The sequence below is a fragment of the Desulfobacter sp. genome, from assembly GCF_050177295.1.
The window spans coordinates 1-4,860 of record NZ_JBFXHE010000338.1 but is presented as its reverse complement, the minus strand read 5'-3'; the positions used below and the strand labels follow the sequence as shown (position 1 = coordinate 4,860).

Annotated in this window: 5 protein-coding genes; 3 read left to right on the top strand and 2 right to left on the bottom strand. The window is 47.6% G+C overall.

Features of this window, described 5'->3' with window-relative positions; all coding sequences use genetic code 11:
• Window positions 1-1,000: adenylyl-sulfate kinase (gene cysC, locus AB7U36_RS18430; RefSeq protein WP_428161129.1), on the top strand; the 1,000-nt coding region annotated here is incomplete at its 5' end.
• Between the two features lie 41 nt (window positions 1,001-1,041).
• On the opposite strand, the gene AB7U36_RS18425 is transcribed toward cysC, so the two are convergent.
• Window positions 1,042-2,004: a class I SAM-dependent methyltransferase gene (locus AB7U36_RS18425; RefSeq protein WP_428161128.1), complete on the bottom strand. Its 963-nt coding sequence runs from the start codon at window positions 2,002-2,004 to the stop codon at window positions 1,042-1,044.
• 421 nt (window positions 2,005-2,425) lie between these two features.
• On the opposite strand from AB7U36_RS18425, the gene AB7U36_RS18420 reads away from it, so the two are divergent.
• Together AB7U36_RS18420 and AB7U36_RS18415 are read left to right on the top strand one after the other, a co-directional pair.
• Window positions 2,426-3,604 (top strand): AAA family ATPase, encoded by a 1,179-nt coding sequence (locus tag AB7U36_RS18420; RefSeq protein WP_428161127.1) that lies wholly within the window; start codon window positions 2,426-2,428, stop codon window positions 3,602-3,604.
• Window positions 3,568-4,230, top strand: a complete 663-nt coding sequence (locus AB7U36_RS18415) for a DUF4276 family protein (RefSeq protein ID WP_428161126.1) — start codon at window positions 3,568-3,570, stop codon at window positions 4,228-4,230. The genes AB7U36_RS18420 and AB7U36_RS18415 overlap by 37 nt, the downstream gene beginning before the upstream one ends.
• Window positions 4,231-4,239: 9 nt before the next feature.
• Here the strand turns inward: AB7U36_RS18415 and AB7U36_RS18410 are convergent.
• A partial coding sequence (locus AB7U36_RS18410; RefSeq protein ID WP_428161125.1) for an alanine dehydrogenase occupies window positions 4,240-4,860 on the bottom strand: 621 nt, incomplete at its 5' end.

Below are 4,860 nucleotides of genomic sequence, written 5' to 3'. Positions count from 1 at the left end.
TACCCGGATGCGCTGTTATCAGAAGGTGGCAGCCCATTATCCCCCGGACACCTATATGCTTAATCTGCTGTCTTTATCCACCCGGCTGGCAGGCCCAAGGGATGCGGTGCTTCACATGATCATCGGAAAAAATTTCGGGTGTTCCCATTTTGTCATCGGGCATAACCATGCCACCCCGGGAACGGACAGCAGCGGCAATCCATTCTACGATACCCCCCAGGTCCGGGAACTGACCCTTCAGGCCGGGAAAGAAATCGGTATTGAGCCGGTATTTTTTGAAGAGATGGTCTATCTGCCCTTTGAGGATGAGTTTAAGCTGGCCAGTGAGGTGAAGGAAGGCCAGGAAACCATCTCTTTTACCAATGAGCATATCCGAGACCGGGTCAGAAAGGGAAAACACATACCGGAATGGGCCAGTTTCCCGGATGTGATCAACGAATTGCGCCGTTCTTATCCCTCCCCTGCCATCCAGGGATTTACCGTTTTTCTCACAGGGCTTTCCGGGGCCGGAAAATCCACCATTGCCAATGTGCTGTATTCAAAATTTATGGAAATCGGCACCCGGCCCGTAACCCTTTTGGACGGCGACATTGTCCGGCGCAATCTGTCTTCGGAGCTTAATTTTTCCAAGGAGCACCGTGATATCAATGTCCGGCGCATCGGATTTGTGGCTTCCGAGATCACCAAGAACAGAGGCATTGCCATCTGCGCCCCCATTGCCCCCTATGAGCGGACAAGGTCGAAAATCCGTACATCCATCGAGGCCCATGGCGGATTTTTTGAAATCCATGTGTCCACCCCCATCAGTGTGTGCGAAAAAAGGGACCGCAAAGGCATGTATGCCAAAGCCAAGGCAGGACTGCTCAAAGGCTTTACCGGGGTGGATGACCCATATGAGAACCCTTCAAGCCCGGAGCTGTCCATTGACACCTCAAACCTGACCCCGGATGAGGCGGTTCAGCAGATTTTATTGCTGATCAGTGAAAAGGGGTTTGTGTAACGGTTTTATTCCCCTGGTTGGCTATTCCCCTTGGTTGGCTATTATCCCTGACAAGTGATTTGCCAGCACCGGTGGATCTGTTTTTTCTTGGAAAGATAGTCTTCGGGAATCGTCTCCCGGGTGATCTCTTTCATATCAGCGGCGTCAAGCCTGTTTTCAGCCAGGGAGAAATTCTGGTGGTTGGTGGAAAAAAATACCGTGCTCCCCGGGCGCATGAGCTTGAACACCTGGTTAAGCAGAAAAGGATAGTCCTTGGCAATATCAAAGTGTCTGTTGGCCATGCGCGTGGTGGAATAGGAGGGTGGATCCACCACAGCCAGATCGTATCTGTGTTTAAGCCGAAGGGCCTTTTTCAGGAAATCAAAAGTATCCATCCGGACCTGGGAGTGGCAGGGTGCGGATAAGTTGTTTAAGGCCAGATTCTCTTTGACCCAGGCAATGGCGGTTTCGGACCGGTCCACGGACAGGGTGGAGGCTGCCCCGCCCTTTGCCGCATAACAGGTGAAGGCACCTGTGTAACAATACAGATTTAAAAAATCCTTGCCCCGGGCCATCTGTCTGACCATCATCCGGGTGTCCCTGTGGTCGGAAAATAGACCGGTGTCCACATAGTCGCTGGGGTTGACCAGGAATTGAAGATCCCGTTCCCACATGGGGATCTTTTTGTTCTTCGTATTAATCCTCTGGTACCGGGTCCCGTCCTTGATACCTGCCTTCCGGATTTTAAGATGCAGGTTTTCCTGCGGAACATCAAGGGCCTGGGCCACAGCCCTGCCCATCTGGGGCAGCCAGCCCGGCTCGGACTGTTTTCTGGCATATTCTGCCACCACAAGATGTCCGGCATACCAGTCCACCACAGCCCTGATTTCCGGGATATCCCAGTCATACAGCCGGAAAACATGCAGGTTCTGTTTTGTGAACTGCTTATGCAGGTGCTTGAATCTTTTTTTTACCCGGTTGGCCAGCATCTGGGCCTGTTCCCGGTATTTTTCACTGGTCTCCATGGCAAAATGTCATACACCATTCAAGTGTGAATGGCAAGAAAGGCAACGGTGTTCCAGCAATTCTAAATATGGTGAGATCTGCAACGCAGGTTAAAGTTCATTTCCCTTGATTTCAAGTGCCGGTAAAGTTAATCTTCAATAATTTTTGGTATCAGCTTTCTTTTGAAATTCATTCTTGTTCAATCATCGTTTAACCGGTATATTTTGAAGTAGGCTCATGTTGGGTTTCGGGGTCTTATGTTTGATATAAACGCTATCTATTTGAAATGATAAATAATATCCGTAGTTCTTTATATTGCAAGACCGAACCATTTGGTTTTACATTTCAGGTAGTTACGCTTAGCATCCCCTAAAAAGACCCTGAAACGTAACATGAGCCAATTAATTTTCTCAAATTTAAAATGAGCGAATGGGGAAATTTATGGGAAAAATATTTATAAAAGAATTGTCCATAGAGAATACACTTTCATTCGGCCCAGACGGCAACAACATTCCTCTGCAACCACTGAACGTGATAATCGGACCTAATGGTTCAGGTAAGTCTAACCTGATAGAAATTATCAGCCTGTTCCAAGCTATGCCAACAGATTTAAAGCAAGCCATTCGGAAGGGCGGAGGTGCCAAAGATTGGCTGTGGAAAGGAGAATTTGAGCCAATAGCAAAAATAGAGACAAACTTGGTATGTGATGATTATATCCGGGATGGAAAATTACTGCGTTACGCAATGCATTTTACTGCCGTTAATCAGAGATTTGAAGTTTTCGATGAGATCATAGAAAATTCAGAACCTAACTCAGGAGAGGAAATACCATATTTTTATTATAAATATGAAAATAATTACCCTGTGATAAACATTAAGCAGCAAAAACGAACGCTACAGCGTGTAACTATAGATCCAGAACAATCAATTCTTTCACAGAGAAAAGACCCTGATCAGTATCCTGAATTGACCTGGCTGGGAGAACAACTTAAAAAAATACGTATATACAGAGAATGGACTTTTGGGCGGCAGGCATTATTGAGTTTACCTCAGGATATAGATGCCCCCAATGACTATCTTGAACCGGACTGCCGTAATTTAGGTTTGGTTTTGAATAGTTTTAAAAAAAATCCCAAAGTAAAGCGCCAAATCATTAGTTTACTTGGTGACTTCTATGAAGGAATTGAAGATTTTGATGTGAGTATTGAAGGCGGGAGCGTTCAATTATTTCTAACAGAAGGAGATTTGTCAATTCCTGCCACGCGCCTTTCCGACGGGACATTGAGATTCCTATGCTTACTCGCCATCCTGTGCCACCCCACCCCGCCACCGTTGATATGCATTGAAGAGCCGGAAATAGGTATCCATACCGATATTATTCCGATTATTGCTAACCTTTTAAAGGAAGCGTCCAGCCGTACTCAGTTGATTGTGACTACACATTCTGAAGCCTTGGTAGATGAATTAACAGAAACCCCAGAAACAGTTCTCGTATGTGAAAAACAGGAAGGGCGGACTCGCTTGCAACGCTTGAAATCCGAGGATCTGAAAGCCTGGTTGAAAAAGTACTCTTTGGGAGAATTATGGAGAAAAGGGGAGATCGGCGGCAATCGCTGGTAGAGGCCATGGGACAAGTAAAAATATATGTAGAGGGCGGGGGAGATCAGAAAAAATTAAAAACTGCCTGTAGAAAAGCATTTTCAAAATTCTTTGAAAAAGCGGGATTCAAAGGACATATGCCCAAGTTCATTGCGTGTGGAAGTCGACAAAATGCATTCGATGATTTTCGGACTGCGGTTAATTCTTCCCCAAATGGTGATATTGCTTTTCTGTTGGTTGACGCAGAATCTTCAGTTAACATCCAATACAAAGACATACCATGGTCGCACTTAAAACAAAGGGACGATTGGGATAAGCCGGATAGAGCGTCAGACCATCAGGCCCACCTAATGGTCGAGGTCATGGAAGCATGGTTTATAGCTGACAAAGAAACTCTGATAGACTTTTTTGGACAAAATTTTAATAGGAATGCCCTGCCGAAACAATCCGATATTGAAGCGATCTCAAAAAACGATATATTCAATGGACTCAAATCTGCAACTAGTGCCACTCAGAAAGGAATATACAGTAAAGGTGCACATTCATTCACCATTCTTGAAAATATAGATCCTCAAAAAATATTTAAAGCATCTCCGTGGGCAGAGCGCCTCCGAAAAAAATTAGCAGAAGAACTCTTGCATTATTGAGCTTCCAACTCAATTCAGCAATTTGCCGACGGGCGTATAGACCAGCCCAAAGGTTTGGGCCACGGCCTTGTAGGTCACCTTGCCGTTGATGACGTTGGCGCCAAGTTTGATCTCCTCGTTGGCCTGCATAGCCCCTTTCCAGCCCTGGTTGGCGATTTGCAGCGCATACGGTAATGTGGCGTTGGTCAGCGCCAGCGTCGAGGTTTTGGCCACTGCCCCGGGCATGTTGGCCACGCAGTAGTGCACCACGCCGTCGATCACAAAGGTGGGATCTCCATGGGTGGTGGCCTTGGAGGTTTCGAAGCAGCCTCCCTGGTCAATGGCCACGTCCACCAGCACCGAGCCCTTCTTCATGGTCTTGAGCATGTCGCGGGTCACCAGCCTGGGCGCCTTGGCTCCGGGAATCAGCACCGCCCCGATCACCACATCAGCCTTTTTGACCAGCTCGCGAATTGTTGCCGGACTGGACATCAGGGTGAAGCAGTTGGCCGGCATCACATCGCTCAGGTAGCGCAACCGGTCCAGGTTCATATCCAAAAGGTAGACCTTGGCCCCCAGGCCGCAGGCCATCTTGGCCGCATTGAACCCCACCACGCCGCCGCCGATCACCACCACCGTGGCCGGCTCCAC